We start from the raw sequence: 1,084 nt of genomic DNA on the forward strand, positions 1-1,084 counted from the left end.
GGGTGCCGTCGAGCAGGACGACGACGCCACCCTTCCGGGCGATTTTCTTCAGGGCGCGGTCCAGGCGCGGGGCACGGGCCGACAGCAACTCGATCACTTCCAGCAGCCAGCGGCGCACGGTGGACGCGGAGACGCCGTTGCCGCCCGCCATGTCGGAAAGCCGCTGGTCGTGGCGGAGGACTGCCAGGACGATCAGGGCGATCCGGCCGGGCGGGAGCTTGCGCCAGCGGGAGCGGATCTTCTTCAGGTGGCTGCGGACCAGGCCGGCGACCAGGTCCAGAGTGGCGCTCGACAGCGGCAGGTGGCACTGGTAGACAAGCCCTTCAATGCCCTCGGCGGGGCTGGTGTTCTTTCGCATGGATCCCCAACTCCCGTCGGGGACATGCGCGTTATGCCGGAATCAGGCCGCCGCTGCCGGTCAGACGGACGGCTGCGGCAGGGCGGTGAAGCGGCCTGCGGGGGTGCGGTGCAGCCAGCCTCGGTCAGCCAGGCGCCTGAGCTTGTCGCGCACCGGTTCGACCTGTCCAGGCTGGGTGCCTCTGCCGAGTTGGACGCTGACGTCCTTTGCCGGGACCGGCTCCGAGGCCGCGGCCACGATCTTCATGATCGCCTGGTAGTCGGCGGGCAGCGCGCTCTCATCCATGCCCGGCTCGCGGTGCGGGACCAGCAGCATCCCGCCCGCGCCCGGAGTTGTCACCCGCTCCAACTCCTCAGCCACGGCCGGGTCGTCGGCCTGCCCGCTCCGCTCGGCCTCGATGAACTGCCCGATCACCACCTCTGCTGCCTCCAGCCGGGCTGCCTCGGCATCGATCTCGGCGAGATCCTTGCGCAGCCGTTCGGCGCGATCGGCCAGCACCACCCTTCGCTGCATCACCCAGACCAGCACATCCGCCACCAGCATCCCCTTCCCACCCGGCTCTCGTCGGAGCCTACGAGGCACTCCCAACCCGGCATCGGGATTCCGGCGAACCGGCAATGCGCCGGATGATCACCTGCTACCGATCACGACCCCGACCGGCACGAGAACCTCAGCCCCAGCCCACGCCAGCCCCATGACCAGCGAATTCAGGTTGAACAATGCTCA

At 69.3% G+C, this 1,084-nt stretch carries 2 protein-coding genes; both read right to left on the minus strand.

Features of this window, described 5'->3' with window-relative positions:
* Window positions 1-358, minus strand: a 358-nt coding sequence (locus tag ACZ4SA_RS37000) for a helix-turn-helix domain-containing protein (RefSeq protein ID WP_468283286.1), incomplete at its 3' end; no start/stop codon positions are given.
* Between the two features lie 60 nt (window positions 359-418).
* Entirely contained in the window at window positions 419-895 is a 477-nt protein-coding gene (locus ACZ4SA_RS37005) for a hypothetical protein (protein ID WP_468283289.1), read from the minus strand.
* Window positions 896-1,084: the final 189 nt, after the last annotated feature.

The organism is Streptomyces sp. NPDC027962, from assembly GCF_055566095.1.